This is a genomic window from Streptomyces sp. NPDC007901 (assembly GCF_042959465.1).
GTDB lineage: Bacteria > Actinomycetota > Actinomycetes > Streptomycetales > Streptomycetaceae > Streptomyces.
In genome coordinates, this window is record NZ_JBIBKW010000021.1 from 17,968 (window position 1) to 37,467 (window position 19,500).

General features: G+C 73.2%; 19 protein-coding genes. 14 read left to right on the forward strand and 5 right to left on the reverse strand.

The window, feature by feature from the left end; all coding sequences use genetic code 11:
- Window positions 1-145: 145 nt before the first annotated feature.
- Window positions 146-1,168: an aldo/keto reductase gene (locus ACFZDK_RS43550; RefSeq protein WP_390981408.1), complete on the forward strand. Its 1,023-nt coding sequence runs from the start codon at window positions 146-148 to the stop codon at window positions 1,166-1,168.
- 26 nt (window positions 1,169-1,194) lie between these two features.
- Window positions 1,195-1,791, forward strand: coding sequence for a TetR family transcriptional regulator (locus tag ACFZDK_RS43555; RefSeq protein ID WP_390981410.1), 597 nt, complete (start codon window positions 1,195-1,197; stop codon window positions 1,789-1,791).
- Here ACFZDK_RS43555 and ACFZDK_RS43560 read toward each other — a convergent pair.
- From ACFZDK_RS43560 to ACFZDK_RS43570, 3 genes are all read right to left on the reverse strand, one after another.
- A complete protein-coding gene (locus ACFZDK_RS43560; protein ID WP_390981412.1) occupies window positions 1,778-2,191 on the reverse strand; it encodes a hypothetical protein in 414 nt (137 codons plus the stop codon). The two genes, ACFZDK_RS43555 and ACFZDK_RS43560, sit on opposite strands and share 14 nt — an antisense overlap.
- 201 nt (window positions 2,192-2,392) lie before the next feature.
- A complete protein-coding gene (locus tag ACFZDK_RS43565; protein ID WP_390981414.1) occupies window positions 2,393-3,541 on the reverse strand; it encodes a serine hydrolase in 1,149 nt (382 codons plus the stop codon).
- A gap of 55 nt (window positions 3,542-3,596) precedes the next feature.
- Complete coding sequence (locus ACFZDK_RS43570; RefSeq protein WP_355710723.1) at window positions 3,597-3,815, reverse strand: hypothetical protein; 219 nt, start codon at window positions 3,813-3,815, stop codon at window positions 3,597-3,599.
- 286 nt (window positions 3,816-4,101) lie between these two features.
- On the opposite strand from ACFZDK_RS43570, the gene ACFZDK_RS43575 reads away from it, so the two are divergent.
- Window positions 4,102-6,354 (forward strand): SpoIIE family protein phosphatase, encoded by a 2,253-nt coding sequence (locus tag ACFZDK_RS43575; protein WP_390981416.1) that lies wholly within the window; start codon window positions 4,102-4,104, stop codon window positions 6,352-6,354.
- 119 nt (window positions 6,355-6,473) lie between these two features.
- Here ACFZDK_RS43575 and ACFZDK_RS43580 read toward each other — a convergent pair whose 3' ends face one another.
- Window positions 6,474-7,901, reverse strand: a complete 1,428-nt coding sequence (locus tag ACFZDK_RS43580) for an MFS transporter (protein WP_390981418.1) — start codon at window positions 7,899-7,901, stop codon at window positions 6,474-6,476.
- Between the two features lie 100 nt (window positions 7,902-8,001).
- On the opposite strand from ACFZDK_RS43580, the gene ACFZDK_RS43585 reads away from it, so the two are divergent.
- Entirely contained in the window at window positions 8,002-8,910 is a 909-nt protein-coding gene (locus ACFZDK_RS43585; protein ID WP_390981420.1) for a helix-turn-helix domain-containing protein, read from the forward strand.
- Between the two features lie 120 nt (window positions 8,911-9,030).
- Window positions 9,031-9,372, forward strand: a complete 342-nt coding sequence (locus tag ACFZDK_RS43590) for an SCO4225 family membrane protein (protein WP_390981422.1) — start codon at window positions 9,031-9,033, stop codon at window positions 9,370-9,372.
- 33 nt (window positions 9,373-9,405) lie between these two features.
- Here the strand turns inward: ACFZDK_RS43590 and ACFZDK_RS43595 are convergent, their stop codons facing one another.
- Complete coding sequence (locus tag ACFZDK_RS43595) at window positions 9,406-10,275, reverse strand: LysR family transcriptional regulator (protein WP_390981424.1); 870 nt, start codon at window positions 10,273-10,275, stop codon at window positions 9,406-9,408.
- Between the two features lie 318 nt (window positions 10,276-10,593).
- On the opposite strand from ACFZDK_RS43595, the gene ACFZDK_RS43600 reads away from it, so the two are divergent.
- Genes ACFZDK_RS43600 through ACFZDK_RS43640 form a run of 9 tightly spaced genes read left to right on the forward strand, consistent with a single transcriptional unit; the run spans window position 10,594 to window position 19,492 of the window.
- Window positions 10,594-11,289 carry an alpha/beta hydrolase gene (locus tag ACFZDK_RS43600; protein WP_390981427.1) on the forward strand — a complete coding sequence of 232 codons (696 nt, stop codon included), beginning with the start codon at window positions 10,594-10,596 and terminating at the stop codon, window positions 11,287-11,289.
- On the forward strand, window positions 11,286-12,215 hold the full coding sequence (locus tag ACFZDK_RS43605; protein ID WP_390981429.1) for a rhodanese-like domain-containing protein: 930 nt from the start codon (window positions 11,286-11,288) through the stop codon (window positions 12,213-12,215). The genes ACFZDK_RS43600 and ACFZDK_RS43605 overlap by 4 nt, the downstream gene beginning before the upstream one ends.
- Window positions 12,212-13,078, forward strand: a complete 867-nt coding sequence (locus ACFZDK_RS43610) for an ABC transporter permease subunit (RefSeq protein WP_390981430.1) — start codon at window positions 12,212-12,214, stop codon at window positions 13,076-13,078. Before ACFZDK_RS43605 ends, ACFZDK_RS43610 begins: the two co-directional genes overlap by 4 nt.
- A 5-nt stretch (window positions 13,079-13,083) precedes the next feature.
- Window positions 13,084-13,800, forward strand: a complete 717-nt coding sequence (locus tag ACFZDK_RS43615; RefSeq protein ID WP_217554108.1) for an ABC transporter ATP-binding protein — start codon at window positions 13,084-13,086, stop codon at window positions 13,798-13,800.
- On the forward strand, window positions 13,797-14,804 hold the full coding sequence (locus tag ACFZDK_RS43620) for an ABC transporter substrate-binding protein (RefSeq protein ID WP_390981433.1): 1,008 nt from the start codon (window positions 13,797-13,799) through the stop codon (window positions 14,802-14,804). Before ACFZDK_RS43615 ends, ACFZDK_RS43620 begins: the two co-directional genes overlap by 4 nt.
- A 44-nt stretch (window positions 14,805-14,848) precedes the next feature.
- Window positions 14,849-15,949 carry an LLM class flavin-dependent oxidoreductase gene (locus tag ACFZDK_RS43625; protein WP_390981435.1) on the forward strand — a complete coding sequence of 367 codons (1,101 nt, stop codon included), beginning with the start codon at window positions 14,849-14,851 and terminating at the stop codon, window positions 15,947-15,949.
- 38 nt (window positions 15,950-15,987) lie between these two features.
- Window positions 15,988-16,989 carry an ABC transporter substrate-binding protein gene (locus ACFZDK_RS43630; protein ID WP_390981437.1) on the forward strand — a complete coding sequence of 334 codons (1,002 nt, stop codon included), beginning with the start codon at window positions 15,988-15,990 and terminating at the stop codon, window positions 16,987-16,989.
- Window positions 16,986-18,116, forward strand: a complete 1,131-nt coding sequence (locus tag ACFZDK_RS43635) for an acyl-CoA dehydrogenase family protein (protein WP_390981439.1) — start codon at window positions 16,986-16,988, stop codon at window positions 18,114-18,116. The genes ACFZDK_RS43630 and ACFZDK_RS43635 overlap by 4 nt, the downstream gene beginning before the upstream one ends.
- Complete coding sequence (locus tag ACFZDK_RS43640; RefSeq protein WP_390981441.1) at window positions 18,113-19,492, forward strand: FAD-linked oxidase C-terminal domain-containing protein; 1,380 nt, start codon at window positions 18,113-18,115, stop codon at window positions 19,490-19,492. Before ACFZDK_RS43635 ends, ACFZDK_RS43640 begins: the two co-directional genes overlap by 4 nt.
- The last annotated feature ends 8 nt before the right edge of the window (window positions 19,493-19,500 follow it).

Sequence of the window (19,500 nt, forward strand, 5' to 3'; positions counted from 1 at the left end):
GTGGGGGTGCGGTGAGGTGTCGTAGGCATGACAGTGCTCGTGGTCCAGACCTCCCGTCAATAGGTCTGGACCATTCCGGGAAAGGTGTGACGACTATGGAATGACAGATATTGAAATCTGTCAGCTGTCATGCCAAGGTGGAGCCATGACGATGCACACCCGCACCCTCGGATCCACCGGCCCCCAGGTCTCCGCCCTCGGCCTCGGCTGCATGGGCATGTCCGCCCTCTACGGCGAGGCCGACCGCGCCGAGTCGATCGCCACGATCCACGCCGCCCTCGACGCCGGCGTGACCCTGCTCGACACCGGCGACTTCTACGCCATGGGCCACAACGAGATGCTGATCGGCGAGGCCCTGCGCACCGCCCCCGCCGCCCTCCGCGAAAAGGCGCTGACCAGCGTCAAGTTCGGTGCCCTGCGCGACCCGGACGGCGGCTGGAGCGGATACGACGGCCGCCCGGCCGCCGTGAAGAACTTCGCCGCCTACTCCCTGCAGCGGCTCGGCGTCGACCACATCGACGTCTACCGGATCGCCCGCGTCGACCCGGACGTGCCGATCGAGGAGACGGTCGGCGCCATCGCCGAACTGGTCGAGAAGGGGCACGTCCGGCACATCGGCCTCAGCGAGGCGAGCGTGGACAACATCCGGCGGGCCGCCGCCACCGCGCCCATCGCCGACCTGCAGATCGAGTACGCGATCATCACCCGGGACATCGAGCGGGAGATCCTGCCGACCACCCGCGAGCTGGGCATCGCCATCACCGCGTACGGCGTGCTCTCCCGGGGCCTGATCTCCGGCCACTTCACCCGCGACCGGCAGCTCGGCGCGGGCGACTTCCGGGCCTTCTCGCCGCGTTTCCAGGGCGACAACCTCCAGCACAACCTCGACCTCGTCGAGGCACTGCGCAAGATCGCCGACGAGAAGGGCGTCACCGTCGCCCAGATCGCCATCGCGTGGGTGCTGTCCCGGGGCGCGCGGCACGGCGACGACATCGTGCCGCTCGTCGGCGCCCGCACCCGTGAGCGGCTCGCCGAGTCGCTGGGCGCGCTGGAGGTCACCCTGGACGCGGCCGACCTGGCGGCGATCGAGGAGGCCGTACCGGCGGACGCGGCGGCGGGCACCCGCTACCCGTCCGCGCAGATGAGCCATCTCGGCACCGAGCACTGACCGCGCTGCCAGGTACCGTCTAGGCCATGGCAGCGACGTCCCCGACCCCGACCCTGACCGCCGAGCGCATCCTCGAGGCGACCGAGGAAGTGCTGCGCCGGCACGGCCCGGCGAAGGCCACCGTGGTGGACGTGGCCCGCGCGCTCGGGGTCAGCCACGGCAGCGTCTACCGGCACTTCCGGACCAAGGCGGCGCTGCGCGAGGCGGTGACCAAGCGGTGGCTGGACCGCACCTCGGCCGCGCTGTCCGGCATCGTGGCCGAGGACCGGGACCCGGAGACCCGGCTGCGCGACTGGCTGCGGGCCCTGTTCGAGGCGAAGCGCCGTAAGGCGGGCGCCGACCCGGAGCTGTTCGCCACCTACATGGTGCTGGTCGAGGAGAACGGCCCCGCGGTGGGCGGCCATATCGCCGACCTGACCGGCCAGCTCACCGAGATCGTCCGGGACGGGGTCGGGACGGGCGCGTTCACCGTCTCCGACCCCGCCGCCGCGGCCCGTGCCGTCTTCCACGCCACCGGCCGCTTCCACGACCCGGGCTACGCGCGCGAGTGGGAGCGGCCGGAGGCCGAGGCGGACTTCGCCTCGCTGGTGGAACTGCTGGTAGGCGGTCTCAGGTCACGTTGACCGTGACGGCCGGGGAGTAGACCTTCTTGCCGACCGCCGAGACCCGCAGATGCTCGGTGCCCACGGTGTTGAGCTTGGCGGTCAGCGAGTAGGAGCTGCCGTTCTTGGTCTTCGTGGTCGCCTTGAGCGGGATCCACTTGCCGGCCTTCTGGTGCTGGAGCACCAGCGGCCAGCCGACCTTCAGCCCCTGGGTGCGGCCGGTGAAGGTCACCGAGCCACCGGCGTTGACCGAGGTCGCGCTCGGCTTGATGGTGATCGAGGCCATGGCGGACGGGGACGGGCTCGGCTTCGGTTTGGCCTCCGTGGCGAAGGCGCCGGCGCTGCCGGCCGACAGCAGGGCCAGCGAGAGGGCACCGGCGGCGAGGGCGCGGGACGCCGGACGGCGGTGGGTGCGGTGCATGGCAGAGCTCCTGTCGAAGGGGACGAGGACTCATCCAGGCTTGGCCGGGTCGCGCCGGGCGGCGACCCGAACGGCGGTCCGGGCGGTTCCGCGACGGGCGCGGACCGCCCTTCGAATCCGTAAAGTCCGCAGGTCGCGATATGCACGCTGACCTCGCGATTCACCCCGTCCCGTGTCACCCGAACGGCGCAACGGGGCGGGCTAGGCCGTAACCCGCCAGAAGTCCCGCATCAGCGGGGTCGGCGTCGGGCCCGTCATGGCCGCCTGGGTCATCAGGACCGTGACCGTGCCGGTGGTGGGGACCAGATGGGCGGTGGTGCCGGTGCCGCCGACCCAGCCGTACCGGCCCGGGACGTTCCAGGGGTCGGCCGGGGTCACGTCGACCTGGCCGCCGTACCCCCAGCCCTGGCCCTCCAGGAAGAGGGTGGCGTCGTCGCGCTGGGCCGCCGTGAGGTGGTTGGTGGTCATCCGGCTGACCGAGGTGGGGGTCAGCAGCCGGCGGCCGTCCGGGGCGGCCCCGGCGTTCAGGAGCAGCCGGGCGAAGGCCAGCCAGTCGTCGGCCGTGGAGACCAGGCCCCCGCCGCCCGAGGGGAAGCGCGGCAGCCCGCTCCAGTCCCCGTCCGGGGTGTCCGACAGACGCAGGGTGCCGTCGCCGGCCGGGTGGTAGGACGAGGTGAAGCGGTGCCGTTTCGACGCCGGCACCTCGAACGCCGTGTCCCGCATGCCCAGCGGCTCGAAGAGCCGCTGCGCGAGGAAGTCGGGGAACGTACGGCCCGACGCCCGGGCGACCAGGATGCCCTGGAGCGCGGACGAGGTGCCGTACAGCCAGGCCTCGCCCGGCTGGCGCAGCATCGGCACCCGGGCGAGCAGACCCAGCCAGGTGTCCGGGTCCGGCCAGTCCCGGAACGGGATGTGGTGCTGCTGCACCGCGGTCAGCGCCTGCACGGCGGGCAGCGAGAAGTCGGCGGCCAGGCCCCAGCCGGTGCGGAAGCTGAGCAGGTCCTCGACGGTGACCGGGCGGTCCGCCGGCACGACGTCCTCGACGGGGCTCGTGGGCGTCCGCACCACCATCGGCTCCGCGAGCTCCGGCAGCCACTTCTCGACCGGGTCGCCGAGCCCGATCCGGCCCTCGTCCACCAGCATCAGTACCGCCGCCGCGGTGATCGGCTTGGTGATCGACGCGATCCGGAACACCGAGTCCCGGGCCATCGGCGCCGACCCCTCGACATCCATGTCGCCGACGGCCACCACCTCGACGTCCGCGCCACGGGCGACGAGCCCGACGGCCCCCGGAACGGTCCCCTCCTCGACATGGCGGCGCAGGGTCGCCCGGAGCGCGGTCACGGTCATCGGTCGTCCTTCCCTCGGATGCGGTCGTCTGTACGACTCCCACCCCGGCGGAAAGTCATCGCGAGGGCTGCGCCCCCGCCGGATCCACGGTGGCCTGGTGCGCCTCGGCCAGGTGCTCCTCCGCCTTCAGCCACGGCAGGAACTGCGCGCTCTGCTTCCAGCCGCAGGTGTCACACCTGATCGTCCGCTGGATACCGGTGCGCTGCACCCGAACCGTATGTTCCCGTCCGTGCTGGTCCCACCGGCTCACCTTGCTCGAGTCGATCTGTGACATAACGCCTCCGGAGTATGTGCCCGTTCTGCCGTTCGGCACGTGTCGACGGGAGGAGTGTGCAGCAAGACCAACATCAACGGGGATTTCTTCACACCGAGTTGGCCAAGCCGTGTCCGAGGGTCCGATTGCGGTCGCTGCGCGGGCCTTTGGACCTGCGCGACCCAACCGTCGGACCGGGAACCGGACTTGGTGTACCGGCGGAAACCCTGGACAGAAAATTGACCCTGGCTCAAGATGAGAGCGACCTTGCTGACTTCCTGATGCGGCCACCGGCACGGAGAGGCGAATGCTGCCGGATCCTCAACGTTTCCTGGCCGTCTCCGGCCGCCGGATCGCGCGCGCCGAGGGCGCGGCCCAGGTCGTCAGGGAACTCTGCCTGTCGACCGTACCGGACCTCGCGGACGGCGCGTTCGTCTACCTCGCGGACCGCCGGTCCGACCGGGGCGCGCCGCTGACCCTGCTGCTGGACGGGGCGCCGGCCGAACTCGGCGGTGTCATGGGCGGGATTCCCCCGGCCACGGCACAGGTGCCGCCCGACAGTGTGCTGGCCGGGTTCCTGCGCTGCGGCAGAACGCGGGGCAGGGGCGCGGACGACGACGTCGACAAGGCGCTCCGTGAGCTCCTGGGGAAGGGTCCCCGGCTGCCGCAGGGGGACCGGGTACTGCTCGCGCCGCTGCGCGCGCCCGACGCGGTCGTCGGCCTCGCGGTGTTCCTGCGGCGACCGGACCGGGAGGACTTCGTGGCGGACGACATCGCCCTCGCCGACGCGCTGTGCGCGCAGACCGCGCTCGGCGTGAGCGAGGACACCGCCGCGGATCCCGTCGCCTCCGCCGTGCCGAAGGCCCCGGACGAGGACCGGCTGCGCTACGTCGGCGCCGCCACCCGGCGGATCGCCCGCGGCTTCGACACCGACGAGATCGTGCTCGGCCTGTGCCGGGCCGCCGTACCGACGTACTCCGACGCGGCCCTCGTCTACCTGCGCGACCCGCTGCCGGTCGGCGACGAACGCCCCACCGGCCCCGCCGTGCTGCGGCTGCGCCGCACCGACCGGATGAAGGGCCCCGGCGCCGAGGGCCTGGTCTGGCCGGCCGAGACGGTCGACGACGAGCAGGACGACCTGGACGCCGGCGACTGGAGCGAGGTGGTGCCCGGCGGCGCGCTCGCCGAGGTCCTGCGCGGGGTCCGGCCGGTGTTCGCCGACGACCGGGCGACCCGCGCCGCGCTCGGCGAACTCGTCGGCGAGGACAGCGCGTTGAACGGCTGGGCCGGTTCGCACGCGATTCTCGCCCCGCTGCGCGGCCGCCGCCGGGTCACCGGCGCCGTGGTCTTCCTGCGCCGCCCGGAGCGCCCGGCCTTCGAGCCCGCCGACCTGCTGGTCGCCGCCCAGCTGGCCACCCACACCGCGCTCGGCGTCGACAAGGCCGTGCTGTACAGCCGCGAGGCCTTCATCGCCGACCGGCTGCAGCGCGCGATGCTGCCGCAGGCCCTGCCCCGCCCCACCGGCGCCCGGCTGGCGTTCCGCTACCTCCCGGCCGCCGAGACCGCCCGCGTCGGCGGCGACTGGTACGACGCCATCCCGCTGCCCGGCAGCCGGGTCGCCCTCGTCGTCGGCGACGTCATGGGGCACTCCATGACCTCGGCCGCCGTCATGGGCCAGCTGCGCACCACCGCGGTGACCCTGGCGGGCCTCGACCTGCCCCCGCAGGAGGTCCTGCACCACCTCGACGAACAGGCCCAGCGGCTCGGCACGGACCGCATGGCGACCTGTCTGTATGTCGTCTACGACCCGGTCTCGCACCGCATCACCGTCGCCAACGCCGGTCATCCGCCGCCCATCCTGCTGCACCCCGGCGGCAAGACGGAGGTCCTCTCGGTGCCGCCGGGGGCCCCGATCGGCGTCGGCGGCATCGACTTCGAGGCGGTGGAGCTGGAGGCGCCCGCCGGGGCGACCCTGCTCCTCTACACCGACGGCCTGGTGGAGTCCCGGCTGCGCGACGTGTGGACCGGCATCGAGCAGCTGCGCGAGAAGCTCGCCGTCACCGCCCAGCTGACCGGCCCCGACCGGCCGCCGCCGCTCGAAGCTCTGTGCGACGAGGTCCTCGACATGCTCGGCCCGGGCGACCGGGACGACGACATCGCGCTGCTCGCCGCCCGCTTCGACGGTATCGCGCCGAGCGATGTGGCGTACTGGACGCTGGACCCGGAGGACACCGCCCCCGGCCGGGCCCGCCGGTTCACCCGGCAGGCCCTGGCCGGCTGGGACCTGGAGGACCTCACCGACACCGCGGAGCTGCTGGTCAGCGAGATCGTCACCAACGCCGTACGGCACGCCTCCCGCCCGATCAGCCTGCGGCTGCTGCGCACGGACGTGCTGCGCTGCGAGGTCGGCGACGACGTGCCGCAGCTGCCGCGGCTGCGCCGGGCCTCGCCCGACGAGGAGCACGGGCGGGGCCTGTACCTGGTGAACCGGCTGGCCCGGCGCTGGGGCACGACCCGGCTGGGCACCGGCAAGATCGTGTGGTTCGAACTGGGCGGTTAGCTCCGCTGGTGGCGCCGGGACGGGTTGTTGTTCGTCTGAGGCGCCGTCGTGGCTGGGCGTGCGGTTCCTCCCCCAGCCTTCGGCCGGGGGGACCCCCAGCGCCCCTTCGGGGCGCTTGCTCAGCCGACCGTGCGGGGCAGGCGGAGGCTGAGCAGGCCGGTCAGTACCACCAGGCCCAGCTGGACCAGCAGGGTGGTGACCAGGGCGTCCCGCATGCCCTGGTGCGGGACCAGCGAGAGGAACAGGGTGCCCAGGGTGGCCACGCCGAGGGCGAGTGCGGACTGCTGGGTGGTGACCATCACGCCGCTGCCCACCCCGGCCCGCGCGGGCGGCACCTCCGACATCACCAGCCGCAGCACGTTGGGGAGTTGCAGGGCCTGGCCGGCGCCGGCGATCGCGACCCCGGGGAGCAGCGCGGTGAAGTCCAGGTGCGGCCAGTCCCGCCGGGCGGCGAGCACGATGAGGACGATGCCGACCGCCTGGATCACGGACCCGGCGGTCACCACCCGGCTGCCGTACCGGGCGATCAGCCGCGGCCCGGCGAGCGAGACGAACAGGAAGACGACCGCCATCGGGGCGAGCGCCATGCCCGCCGCGACCGGACCCAGATGCTCCCCGCTCTGCAGGGCCACGGCGATCACGAACATGAACCCGCTGAACCCGATCGAGAACGGCAGCATCAGCACCAGGCCCCGGCGCAGCGAGGCAAGTTCGAACAGGCTCGGCGGCACCAGCGGTGTACGGCCCGCGCGGTCGGCGCGGCGCTCCACGGCGTAGAGGGCGACGGCCACGCCCGGGAACGCGGCCAGCGACAGCCAGGTCCACAGCGGCCAGCCCGCCGCCCGGCCCTCGGTGAGCGGGGCGAGCAGGGCCAGCAGGGAGGCGGCGAGCAGCACGGTCCCGGGTCCGTCGACGGGCTGGGGCTTCTGCGACTTCGTCTCCGGCACGAACCGGGCGCCGAGCACCAGCCCGACGACCACGACCGGCACGTTGACGAGGAACACCGAGCGCCAGCCGGTGCCCGCGATGTCGGCGGCGACCAGCACCCCGCCGAGTATCTGCCCGGCCACCATGGAGAGGCCGGCGGTGGCGCCGTACAGGCTCATGGCCCGGGCGCGGCGGCCGCCGGCGGTGGCGGCCTGGATGGTGGCGAGGACCTGCGGGAGCATCGCGGCGGACGCGGCGCCCTGGGCGACCCGGGCCGCCACCAGCGTCCAGGCGCTGGGCGCGAGTCCGCAGGCCAGCGAGGTCAGCCCGAACGCGGCCATGCCGCCGAGGAAGAGCCGGCGGCGCCCGAACAGGTCGCCCAGCCGGCCGCCGAGCACCAGCAGCACGGCGTAGGCGACGCCGTACCCGGCGACGACGAGTTCCAGGACCGCCTCGCCCGCGTGCAGGTCGGCGCCGATGGTGGGCAGGGCGACGTTGACGATGAAGAAGTCGATGAGGGGAAGGGCGGCGGCCAGCAGGACGGTGAACAGTCCGGCGCCGCCGAGCGCCGGTGGCGCGGCCGGGGACCGTACGTTCGCGGTGGTGACGGTTTCGGTCATGCACCGAGCCTGCGGTCTCCCCGAGACTGGTACCAGAGTCTCCTTCTCCTGGTAGTAGAAGTACCTGGCAACAGGATCGGCGACGCGGCAGGCTGGATGCATGACGACCACGGCGCAGGAGACGACGCCCCTTCGGCAGCAGGCGGCCCCCGCCCCGGGCCGGGGTGCCGACATCCGTCGGCACGAGCTGGCCGCGTTCCTGCGCAGCCGCCGTGAGCGGATCACCCCGGAGGAGGTGGGCCTGCCGCGCGGCACCCGCCGCCGCACGCCCGGCCTGCGCCGCGAGGAGGTCGCGCAGCTCTCCGCGGTCGGCGTCACCTGGTACACCTGGCTCGAACAGGCCCGGGACATCCAGGTCTCCGTCCAGGTCCTGGACGCCCTCGCCCGCACCCTGATGCTCGACGGCAGCGAGCGCGCCCACCTCTTCCAGCTGTCCGGTGCCGTCGACCCGACCCCGGCCGCGAGCTGCACGGGCGTCACCCCGGCGCTGCAGGAGATGCTCCGGGCCCTGGAACCCCTCCCGGCCTGCGTGCAGAACAGCCGCTACGACATCCTCGCCTACAACCGCACCTACGCCCGGCTGCTGTGCGACCTCGACGCGGTCCCGCCCGAGGACCGCAACTGCATGATCCTCGTGTACACCCACCCCGAGTGGCAGCGCTCCATCGTGCACCTGGAGGAGACCCGCCGGCTGATGGCCGCGAAGCTCCGCGCCTCCATGGCCGGTCATCTCGGCGAGCCGGCCTGGAAGATGCTGGTCAAGCGGCTGACGGCGGAATCCCCGGAGTTCCGCGCCAACTGGGAGCGGTACGAGGTGGTGGGCGTCCGTACCCGGACCAAGCAGTTCCTCAACCCGTACGTCGGCCTCCTCACCCTGGAACACACGGACCTGTTCCTGAACCCGGGGTCCGGGGCGCGGATGGTCACCTACGTCCCGGCGGACGACGGCACGCGGGAGCGGCTGGAGAGGCTGTACGACGTGGCACGGGCGGCATCGTCGAACTCCTGACCTGGGTAAGGGAATCAGTTCGCACAACTGAGTACGCGTACTCAGGACCGGGGCGCGGTCCTGCCCCCACGATGCAGTAGGGGAGAGGGAACTCGACGACCGGCCACGGGGGAGACGACGATGGAAACCGGCCCGGCCCGCACCGTTGTCCGGCTGATGCTCACCAACCGCCTCTCGGTGGCCTACCTGGTCCTGGTCGCCGTCGTCATCGCCAAGGCCGTCGTCGACGCCGGCGACGCGGACGACCACGGTTCCGACTGCGCCTGGCTCTGGCCGCCCCTGGTCACGTTCCCGGTGTACCCGCTGCTCTCGGCGCTCGGCCGGACGGCCTGGCGCACGGACACCCCGAACTGGTTCTTCATCGGCACGGTCGTCGTCTCGGCGCTGCTCCAGTCGCTGGTCCTGGGCGCCCTGCGGCAGGCCGTCCTGGCACGGCACCGCCGCTCGATCGCCTCCTGCTGACCACGGCCCGCCGTCTCCGTGACACAGCGGCCGTCAGATCCCGTCCGCCGCCGCCCCGCCGAGCAGCTCCCGGACGGCGGCGAACGCGGCCCGTACCGTCGTGGGGTCGGCGCCGGGGCGGGCGAGGGCGCTCATCGGGATGGGGGTGACGGCGGGCAGGCCGTCGTACCGGGTCAGGCCGTCCGGGGCCCCGCCGACCGCGGCGATCAGGGCGACGCCCTGCCCGGTGCGGGCGATGTCGAGGACGCCCGCGAGATAGCCGGCGTCGCCCACGACCGTGGCCGGCACGCCCTGCGCGGCGAGCGTGGCGATGGCCCGGCGGCGGATCGCGCAGGGCTCCTCGATGGCGATCAGCGGCACGGGGGAGGGGGCGTCCGGCCGCCGCCAGCCGGGGGTCGCGTGCCAGGAGAGCGGAAGACCGCCGACGGGCGTGCCCTCGGTGGCGGCGGCCTCGGTGACGTACACCGCCACATCCACGCTGCCCCGCTCGACCGCCTCCACCAGCCGTGCGGAACGGTCGATGCGGTACCGGACCCGGCAGCCGGGCCGTACTTCCTGGACGGCGGCGGTGAGCCGGGGCAGGAACTGGTCCGCCGCGTGCTCGGTGGAGCCGATGGTGACGGTGTCGCCGTCCGCGTCCAGCAGCACCCGCACGGCCTCGTCGTGGACGGCGAGGATGCGCCGGGCCTGTTCGAGCAGCAGGCGGCCCTCGGGGGTGAACCGGGTGCCGCGGCCCTCGCGTTCGACCACGGGGTGTCCCAGCGCCTTCTCCAGTTTGCGCACGTGCTGGCTCACCGCCGACTGGCTGAGGGCGAGCGCGCGGGCGGCCCGGTGGAAGCCGCCGCAGTCGGCGACCGCGGTCAGGCTGCGCAGGGCCACGATGTCGAGGACGGGTCGGGACATAGCGGTGACGGTAGCCGTTTCCCCGACCGATCGCGATCCCTGATCGGTTTCGATGCGGAATCATCGTTGGACGCGTTCGGTCACCGCCGCTCATGATGGACCCATGTTCGCGACCGCCACGGCTGCCCTTCTGACGCAGCGCCGAGTCATCGACTTCGGCGTGGCGTGCAGCGCCCGCTGTCGCTGATTCCTCCGCGCGTACGCGCGTCCTTCCGCTGCCCCCACCGAAATCGCCCCGTGGCTGACACGTGCCGGTGACGGCCGCCTCTCCTCCCCTTTTTCTCTTTCCCCCTGCTCCGGAACGGGAGTTGCCCCCTCATGCCCTTCTCCTGGGACGAACCCGAAGGCCTTGCCGCGCGCGGCACGCTGATCGTGCTGGCCGGTCGCGGTGAACACGGCGGTGTGTACGAGCGGTTCGGCCGCCGGCTGGCCTTCGACGCCTACCGCGTCCGCGCCCTCGGCGACCCCGTCGCCGACCCGGCGGTCCTCGACGAGGCCGCCAAACTCCTCGCCGACGAGTCACTGTCCGGCCCCAAGGTCCTGGTCGGCTCGGACACCGGCGCCCGGTACGCCGTGGAGCTGGCCGCCGAGCCCGCCTCCGGCGCCGACGCGCTGATCCTGGCCGGGCTGCCCACCGGTCCCTGGACGGCGGGCAGCTGGGAGGCGGAGATCGAGGCGCGCACCGGCTGCCCCACCCACCAGGGCCGGCTGACCGGCGACCCCGCGTTCCGGCGCGGAGCCCTCGACACCACACCCGACCTGCCGGAACTCCGCCTGGACCGGGTACGGGTGCCGGTACTGGCCCTGCACGGCAAGGACGACACGGTCAGCCCCCTGGCGGCGGCCCGCGCGGCCTACGCGGGTTCCCCGGCCCACCTGGTGGAGTTCACCGGCGGCCGCCACGACGTCCTCAACGACGCCCTGCACCGCACGGCCGCCGCCACCGTCGTGCTGTTCCTGGAGCGCCTGAGTCTCTCGCCCGAGCTGCCTCTGATCGCGGAGGGTCTCGCATGAGCCGCCGGGTCCTGACCACCGTCGCAGAGCTGCGCGACCTGCTCGGCTCCGACCGGCCGCCCGCCGTCCTCGACGTCCGTTGGGCACTGGGCGACCCGCACGGCCGCGACCACTACGCCGAAGGGCACATCCCGGGCGCGGTCTACGTCGACCTCGACACCGAACTGGCCGCACCGCCCTCGCCGCGGGACGGCCGCCATCCCCTGCCCGACCCCGACACCTTCCGGTCCGCGGTACGGCGCTGGGGCGTGCGCGAGGGGCAGGCCGTCGTGGTCCACGACGACCTGGGCAACACGGCGGCCGCACGGGCCTGGTGGCTGCTGCGATACGCGGGCCTCACCGACGTCACGCTCCTCGACGGGGCGCTGGGCGCCTGGCGGGCGGCCGGGCTGCCGCTGGAGACCGGGATCCCGGCCGCTCCGGTGCCCGGAGACGCCGTACTCCGGGCGGGTGCGCTGCCGGTCACGGACGCCGACGGCGCCGCCGAACTCGCCGCCGACGGGCTGCTGCTGGACGCGCGGGCCGGGGAGCGGTACCGGGGCGAGGTCGAGCCGGTGGACCCGAGGGCCGGGCACATCCCGGGCGCGGTCTCCGCGCCGACCGGCGAGAACCTCGCCGCCGACGGCACCTTCCTTCCCGCCGACGCACTGCGCGAACGGTTCGAGAAGGCGGGCGCGGGCGCGGCCGCACGGATCGGCGTCTACTGCGGCTCCGGGGTCACCGCCGCCCACCAGATCGCGGCCCTGGAGATCGCCGGGTTCGAGGCGGTCCTGTTCCCCGGCTCCTGGTCGGCGTGGTCCGCGGATCCCGACCGCCCGGTGGCGACGGGACCCCTGCCGTCCGGGCTGCTCTCTGCCGTGCGGGGATCCTCCGTGGGGGGCTCCGCGGAGGGTTCCGTGGGGGCTTCCGTGGGGGGTTCCTCATGACCACCGAATCGCTGAAGGTCGCCGTTCCCGCGCCGCAGGCCGCGCCGACGGCCGGGCGGGTCACGATCCGCGGCACCGTCCGGCAGGGCCGTCGGCCGGCCGTGCCCCGTTCCGTGCGCCGCGCCGCCGGACCGGTCGGCCTGGTCCTGCTCTGGTTCCTGGCCTCCGCCACCGGCGTCCTCCCGGAGTCCGTGCTGGCCTCCCCGATGGACGTGCTCAGGCAGGCCGTCGACCTCACCAAGGACGGCGAACTGCCCCGCGCCATCGCCGCGTCGGGCCGCCGGGCCGCCATCGGCTTCCTCATCGGCGCCACGGTCGCCCTTGTCCTCTCCCTCCTCGCCGGGCTGTTCCGGCTCGGCGAGGACGTCATCGACTCCTCGATGGGCATGTTCCGGGCGATCCCCTGGGTCGGTCTGATCCCGCTGTTCATCGTCTGGTTCGGCATCGAGGAGACCCCGAAGATCGCCCTGGTCGCACTCGGCGTCACCTACCCCCTGTACTTCAACATCTACGGCGGCATCCGCTCCACCGACGCCCAACTCGTCGAGGCCGCCCGCATGATGGGCCTCGGCCGGCTCGGCCTCATCACGTACGTGATCCTGCCGAGCGCGCTGCCCGGTGCCCTCGTGGGACTCCGGTACGCCCTGTCGACGGCCTGGCTGGCCCTGGTCTTCGCCGAGCAGATCAACGCGGACGCGGGCCTCGGCTATCTGATGAGCAACGCCCAGCAGTACTTCCGCACCGACGTCATCGTGCTCTGCCTCGTCGTCTACGCCCTGCTCGGACTGGCCTGCGACTTCGCCGTACGGATCCTGTCCCGCCGCCTGCTGACCTGGCGGGCCAACTTCGAGGGCGAGGCGTGAGCACCATGGCCAACAGTGTGGAGATACGCGGGCTTTCCCGGGCCTTCGACGGCAACACCGTCCTGCACGATCTCGACCTCGACCTGCGTGAGGGCGAGTTCGTGGCCCTCCTCGGGCACAGCGGCTGCGGCAAGTCGACGCTGCTGAGGATCCTCGCCGGCCTCGACGACGAGATCGGCGGCGAGGTGACCGTGCCGGTGCGCCGCAGCGCCGCGTTCCAGTCGCCCCGGCTGCTGCCCTGGCTGAAGGTGTGGCGCAACGTCGTCCTCGGCCTGCCCGGCCGTCCCGACCGCGCGCTCGCCGCGAAGGCCCTGGACGAGGTGGGCATCGCCGACCGTGCCGGGGTGTGGCCGAAGACCCTCTCCGGTGGCCAGGCCCAGCGGGTCTCGCTGGCCCGCGCCCTGGTCCGGGAGCCCGAACTGCTGCTCCTCGACGAGCCGTTCGGCGCCCTCGACGCCCTCACCCGCGGCAAGGTCCAGCAACTCGTCGCCGAACTCTGGCAGTCGCACGGCTGCGCGGTCCTCCTGGTCACCCACGACGTGGAGGAGGCGCTGCTGCTCGCCGACCGGGTGCTGGTGATGGACGGCGGCCGGATCGCCCACGAGCTCACCGTCGACCTGCCCCGCCCCCGCGACCTCACCACCCCCGACTTCGTCTCCCTGCGCGCCCGGCTGCTCGGCTGGCTCGGCGTCACCCGCACCCTGGAAGGAACCCCCTCGTGACACGCGCCATACGCGGAACCCGCAGACTCGCCGCCACCGCCACCACTGCCGCCACCGCCGTGCTGAGCGCCCTCGCCCTGCTGGCGCTGTCCGCCTGCGGCGCGGACTCCTCGGCCGACGCCTCCTCCAAGGGGCAGGTCACCCTCACCATCGGCGACCAGGCCAAGACCCTGCAGACGATCGTCGCCGCCTCCGACGCCCTCAAGGGCGCCAAGTACAAGGTGAAGTGGGCCGAGTTCGAAGGCGCCGCCCCGCTCTACCAGGCCGTTCAGGCGGGCGCCGCCGACACCGGCTACTCCGCCGACCTGCCCGCCCTGCAGGCGCTCAGCGGCGGGGTGAAGCTGAAGAACATCGCCGCGCTCAAGAACGACGGCACCCACGTCGGCATCGTCGTCCGCAAGGACTCCGGCATCGACAGCGTCAAGGACCTCAAGGGCCAGAAGGTGGTCGTCTCCTCGGCCAAGGGCAGCGTCTCGGAGTACCTGCTGGCCAACGTGCTGAAGCAGAACGGGCTCAGCTACAAGGACGTCCAGGTGCAGTACCTGCTGCCGACCGACGCGCAGGCCGCCTTCGCCTCCGGGAAGATCAGGATCTGGGCGACCTTCGGCGTCTACCAGGCCGTCGGTCTGGAGCAGGGCGGCCGGCTGCTCGTCGACGGCGCGGACGGCCGGGTCAGCGGCATCGGCTTCGTCAACGCCTCCGACAAGGCCCTCGCGGACACCTCGAAGAAGGCCGCGCTGTCCGACTTCCTCAAGCGCCTCGGTACGGCGCTGAAGTGGACCAGCACCCACCAGGACGCGTACGCCAAGGCCATCGAGCAGCGCAACGGCGCCGACGCGACCGTCGCCAGGACCCTGGCCTCCGCCGCGTACAGCCAGGTGCTGCCGATCACCTCCGACGTGAACACGACCGTCCAGGGCGTCGCCGACCTCATGAACGGCATCGGCGTCCTCGACCCGAACGTCGACGTGGCGAAGTCCGCCGACACCTCTCTCCTCAAGTAGCCACGAGTCTTCTCAAGCAGCCCCGAGCAGTCACGGGAGTCTTCATGCCTGTCGAGTTCATCAGCGCCGTCCACACCGACGCCGGAGCCTCAGGACCCGCCGCCTCCAGCCGTACCGGTCTCGACGTCGACCACCTGCGCAGGTACGCCCGCGCCCTGGACGACGGCGGCTTCGACCACACCCTGGTCGCCTACCACTCGGCCTCCCCGGACGCCTTCCAGGTAGCCCAGTTCGTCGCCACCCACACCGAGCGCGTCCGCCCGATCCTCGCCCACCGCCCCGGCGTGATCTTCCCGACCCACGCGGCCCGCGCCCTCGCCACCCTCGACCAGATCAGCGACGGCCGCCTCACCCTTCACATCATCTCCGGCGGCAACGACGAGGAGCAGCGCCGCGAGGGCGACTACCTCGACAAGGCCGAGCGGTACGAGCGTTCCGACGAGTACATCCAGATCCTCCGGAAGGTCTGGCAGGCCGACGGCCCGGTCTCGCACCACGGCAAGTACTTCACCTTCGAGGGCTACTACTCGGACGTGAAGCCGGTGCACGGCCTGGTCCCGGTCTCCGTCGGCGGCTCCTCCCAGGACGCCTACCGGGTCGGCGGCCGGCAGGGCGACATCTTCGGCCTGTGGGGCGAGCCGCTGAAGGAGACGGCCGAGCAGATCGCCGCCGTCAACGCGGTCGCCGACGCGGCCGGCCGCCCGCACCCCCGGATCTGGGTCTCCTTCCGCCCGATCATCGCGCCGACCGAGGAACTCGCCTGGGAGAAGGCGCACCGCACCCTCGGCGTCCTCAAGGACCAGGCCCGCAACACCGAACTGCTCCGCCACTACCGCACCGCAGGCCGCCCGGCGAACGTCGGCTCCCAGCGGCTGCTCGACATCGCCGAGCGCGGCGAGGTCCACGACCGCTGCCTGTGGACCGCCCCCGCCGTCGCCACCAACGCGGCCGGCGCCTCCACCGCCCTCGTCGGCACCCCCGAGACCGTCGCCCAGGCCCTCCTCGACTACGTCGACATCGGCTGCGACCTGCTGTCGATCCGCGGCTACGACCCGCTCAACGACGCCATCGACTACGCCCGGCACATCCTCCCCCTGGTCCGCCAGGAACTGGCCCACCGCGCAGCCACCGCCCCGGCCGCCTGACACCCCCGTCGACTCTGCGAGTACCCCATGGAGACCCCGTGTTGTTGCCCCGCGCCCTGCGCGCGCCCGCCGCCCTGCTCACCGCCCTCCTGCTGCCCTTCGCAGCGGCCTGCGGCGGCAGCGCCCAGGCCGACTCCGAGCACGACGTCACCCTCCGGGTCGGCGCCACCGGCTGGAAGGTCGAGGAGGCGGTCCTGAAGTTCGCCCACCTCGACGACACCCCCTACAAGGTGAAGTGGAGCGTGTTCCAGGGCGGGGACCAGCAGTTGCAGGCCGTCCGCGCGAACGCCCTCGACCTCGCCTCCTCCAGCGAGATCCCGCCGGTCTTCTCGGCCGCCGACGGCAGACCGAACTTCAAGGTCGTCGCCGTCCAGCGGGGCTCGACCCTCAACCAGGAGGTCGTCGTACCCAAGGGCTCGAAGGTGACCGACATCGCGGGCCTGAAGGGCAGGAAGGTCGGCTACGTCAAGAACACCACCGCCCACTACTTCCTCTACGAACTGCTGAAGCAGGCGGGCCTGACCTGGTCCGACATCGACGCCAAGCCCCTCCTCCCCAACGACGGCCTGGCGGCCCTCAACGGCGGCTCCATCGACGCCTTCGCCTCCTACGGCACCTCGATCATCACCGCCCACCAGCAGGGCGCCACGACCGTCGGCTCCGGCGCGGACATCCTGTCCGGCAACTTCCTCTGGTCGGCCCGCGACAGCGTCCTGAAGAGCTCCGCCGAGAAGACGGCGGCGGCCGACCTGATCGCCCGGATCACCAAGGCGTACGCGTACGTCCGCGACGGCCACGAGGCCGCCTTCGCCAAGGTGATCTCGCAGAACACCCACCAGCCGGTCGCCCAGGCCGAACAGGACCTGACCGCCCAGCAGAAGCAGCGCCCCACCCAGGCCCGCACGGTCGACGACACGGCGATCGCCTCCCAGCAGAAGGTGGCCGACGCCTTCACCGAACTCGGCGCCCTGCCCTCCCGCCTGGACGTGAAGTCCTTCTGGACCACGGCCCTCGACGCCGACCTGAAGAAGGCCCTGTGACCGCCGAGATCACCGAGACCGCAGTGGACCGCATAGCCGGACTGGCTGCCGGCTACGACCGCTCCGCCGACTTCCCCGCCGAGTCCCTGGAACTGGTCCACGAGGCGGGCTGGCTCACCGCGACCATCGGCCGGCAGTACGACGGCCGGGGCGCCGGCGTCGAGGAGACGGCCCGCATCCTGCACACCATCGGCCGGGGCGACCCCTCCGTCGCCCTCATCACGGCGATGACCCTGGCCACCCACGCCCGCCAGGCGGCCCGCCCGCACTGGCCGGAGGCGCTCTACGCGCGCGTGCTGAAGGAGTCCGCGGAGCGCCCGGTTCTCGTCAACCACGCGCGCGTGGAGCCCGAACTGGGCTCTCCGGCGCGGGGCGGCCTCCCGGCCACCCTCGCCCGCCGCACCCCGGACGGCTGGTCGATCAGCGGCACGAAGAGGTTCGTGACCGGTGCGGAGGGCCTGGACTGGTTCCTGGTGTGGGCGACGACCGACGAACCGGAGCCGAGGGTGGGCACCTTCCTGGTGCCGGGCGACTCACCCGGTATCGAGGTCACCGGCCGCTGGGACCAGCTGGGCCTGCGGGCGAGCGGCAGCCACGACGTGACGTTCCGGGCCGTAGAGGTGCCGTACGAGCACGTCATCGGCATCGGCCCGCACGGCCCGGCCGCCGAGCAGGACAACCGCGCGGGCGCCGCCCTGCACCTCCCGCTGGCGGCGCTGTACCTGGGCGTGGCCAGGGCGGCGCAGGCCTTCTTCCACACGTTCGCGCGCACGCGCGTGCCCGCCAACCTCGGCCACCCGGTGGCCCGCACGGAACGCTTCCGCAGAACGGCCGGCGAGATCGAGGTGCTCCTCACGGCCGCCGAGCAGCTGGTGTTCGACGGGGCCGCCCGGGTCGACGCGGCCGAGACCTCGTACACCCCCGAACAGGCCCTCGGCGCGCGCGTGCTGGCCGACCGGCACGCGGTACGGGCGGTCGAACTGGCCGTACGCCTGCTCGGCAACCCCGGGCTGGCGCGCGGCAATCCCCTGGAGCGGCACTTCCGCGACATCCAGTGCGCGCCGGTGCACGCCCCCCAGGAGGACATCACCCTGCTCACGATCGGAACGAAGGCTCTGAACTCGTGACCGTCACCGACACCACCACCACCGCCCCCGCCCGGCTGCTCGGCCTGCTCGCCCGCGACCTGCCGCCGGACCGGCTGGCCACCGACCCCCGCACGCTGGCCGCGCACGCCACCGACCGCTCCGGCACCCACCCCGAAGGGCTGCCGCTCGCCGTCGTACACGCGCGGCGCACCGAGGACGTGACGGTGACCCTGCGGCACGCGCACGCGCTGCGGGTGCCGGTGGTTCCCCGGGGCGCGGGCACCGGCCTGTCGGGCGGGGCGACGGCCGGTGAGGGCTCCCTGGTCCTGGACCTGTCCGGGATGAACCGCGTCCTCGAACTGTCCCCGGAGGACCAGCTCGCGGTCGTCGAACCGGGCGTGATCACCGCGGAGCTGGACCGAGCGGCGGCCGCCCACGGACTGCGCTACGCACCCGACCCGGCCAGCGCCGCCCTGTCCACGATCGGCGGGAACATCGCCACCAACGCGGGTGGCCTGCGCTGCGCCAAGTACGGCGTGACCAGGGACAGCGTGCTGGGCCTGGAGGCGGTCCTCGCGGACGGCACGGTGGTGGCCACCGGCCGCCGTACCGTCAAGGGCGTCACCGGCTACGACCTCACCGGGCTCCTGACCGGCTCGGAGGGCACCCTCGCGGTGATCACCTCGGCGACGCTGCGGCTGCGCCCGCTGCCCGCCGCCACGGCGACACTCGCCGCGTACTTCGCCACCTTCGAGGCGGCGGCGCAGGCGTCGTACGCCATCGCGCGCGCAGGGGTGGTCCCGGCCCTCGCGGAACTGCTCGACGGACCGGTCCTGGCGGCCGTCGACCCGGCCCTGCGCGAGCACGGCGCCGCCCTGCTGATCGTGCAGTGCGACGGCGCCGGGGCGGCCGCCGAGGCGCAGGCGGTGGCGGACGTCCTGACCCCCCTGGCCACGAGCGTGCGCACAACCGCCGACCCCGCCGAGGCGGAAGCCCTGCTGTCCGCCCGCCGCCGGGCGCTCCCCGCCCTGGAACGCCTGGGCCGCCCCCTCATCGAGGACATCGCGGTACCCCGCTCCCGGCTCGCCGAGGCGGCCGCGGAGATCCGCGCCATCTCGGCCCGCCACGGGACACCGGTCTTCACCATCGCCCACGCGGCCGACGGCAACCTGCACCCGATCATCGTGGTCGACCCGGCCCTGGACCGGCTGCCGGACGCGGCCTGGGAGACGGCCGGCGAGATCTTCGCGCTGGCCCTGCGCCTGGGCGGCACCCTCACCGGCGAACACGGCGTCGGCGTCCTCAAGCGCCAGTGGGTCGCCGACGAACTCGGCCCGGCCGCCCACGCACTGCAACGCCGCGTGAAGCAGGCCTTCGACCCCCACGGGATCCTCAACCCGGGCAAGGCCCTGTGAGGCCCTCC

Bases quoted from the DNA above. Each gene is read 5' to 3' on its own strand.
- ACFZDK_RS43550 (WP_390981408.1), top strand. From the start codon at position 146: ATGACGATGCACACCCGCACCCTCGGATCCACCGGCCCCCAGGTCTCC.
- ACFZDK_RS43555 (WP_390981410.1), top strand. From the start codon at position 1,195: ATGGCAGCGACGTCCCCGACCCCGACCCTGACCGCCGAGCGCATCCTC.
- ACFZDK_RS43595 (WP_390981424.1), bottom strand. From the start codon at position 10,275: ATGTCCCGACCCGTCCTCGACATCGTGGCCCTGCGCAGCCTGACCGCG.
- ACFZDK_RS43565 (WP_390981414.1), bottom strand. From the start codon at position 3,541: ATGACCGTGACCGCGCTCCGGGCGACCCTGCGCCGCCATGTCGAGGAG.
- ACFZDK_RS43575 (WP_390981416.1), top strand. From the start codon at position 4,102: ATGCTGCCGGATCCTCAACGTTTCCTGGCCGTCTCCGGCCGCCGGATC.
- ACFZDK_RS43590 (WP_390981422.1), top strand. From the start codon at position 9,031: ATGGAAACCGGCCCGGCCCGCACCGTTGTCCGGCTGATGCTCACCAAC.
- ACFZDK_RS43625 (WP_390981435.1), top strand. From the start codon at position 14,849: ATGCCTGTCGAGTTCATCAGCGCCGTCCACACCGACGCCGGAGCCTCA.
- ACFZDK_RS43580 (WP_390981418.1), bottom strand. From the start codon at position 7,901: ATGACCGAAACCGTCACCACCGCGAACGTACGGTCCCCGGCCGCGCCA.
- ACFZDK_RS43570 (WP_355710723.1), bottom strand. From the start codon at position 3,815: ATGTCACAGATCGACTCGAGCAAGGTGAGCCGGTGGGACCAGCACGGA.
- ACFZDK_RS43610 (WP_390981430.1), top strand. From the start codon at position 12,212: ATGACCACCGAATCGCTGAAGGTCGCCGTTCCCGCGCCGCAGGCCGCG.
- ACFZDK_RS43585 (WP_390981420.1), top strand. From the start codon at position 8,002: ATGACGACCACGGCGCAGGAGACGACGCCCCTTCGGCAGCAGGCGGCC.
- ACFZDK_RS43600 (WP_390981427.1), top strand. From the start codon at position 10,594: ATGCCCTTCTCCTGGGACGAACCCGAAGGCCTTGCCGCGCGCGGCACG.
- ACFZDK_RS43615 (WP_217554108.1), top strand. From the start codon at position 13,084: ATGGCCAACAGTGTGGAGATACGCGGGCTTTCCCGGGCCTTCGACGGC.
- ACFZDK_RS43560 (WP_390981412.1), bottom strand. From the start codon at position 2,191: ATGCACCGCACCCACCGCCGTCCGGCGTCCCGCGCCCTCGCCGCCGGT.
- ACFZDK_RS43605 (WP_390981429.1), top strand. From the start codon at position 11,286: ATGAGCCGCCGGGTCCTGACCACCGTCGCAGAGCTGCGCGACCTGCTC.